Source organism: Amphibiibacter pelophylacis, assembly GCF_037688875.1.
Classification (GTDB): domain Bacteria; phylum Pseudomonadota; class Gammaproteobacteria; order Burkholderiales; family Burkholderiaceae_C; genus Amphibiibacter; species Amphibiibacter pelophylacis.
The window spans coordinates 1-389 of sequence record NZ_JAWDIE010000049.1; the positions used below are offsets into that span (position 1 = coordinate 1).

Below are 389 nucleotides of genomic sequence, written 5' to 3' on the forward strand. Positions count from 1 at the left end.
CCCGCATCAAATATCGGCTTGATCCCGCTGCCCACATCGCCGCTGCGCACGGCAGTATCGCCGGCAATACCGCTGATACCCGCTTTAGTCACGCTGCCAGCACTGCCGCTGTCACTGCCAATTCCCGCACCGTTCAGCGCCGGGCCGGATTTACTGTTCGATGCTGCACCAGAGATTCCCACCCCAACGCTCACGCTGTCCGCTCTGTACTTGGCCGAATTGGCGATGTCCTTCAGCTCCAGCCCGCCTTCGCTGCTGAAGCGGTTTTTGCCCTGAGCCACCGCCGCATCACTGCTGGCGATCACCGCGCCATCCAGCGTGGTTTTGACCTTCACCTGCACATCAAACCCGCCGTCGCCCGACTTGATACCGCTGGTGGTCTGCGTGCT

The 389-nt window shown here is 62.0% G+C and carries 1 pseudogene; it reads right to left on the reverse strand.

The features are described from left to right. Positions 1-389, reverse strand: a pseudogene (locus tag RV045_RS14335) (hemagglutinin repeat-containing protein); the annotation flags it as partial.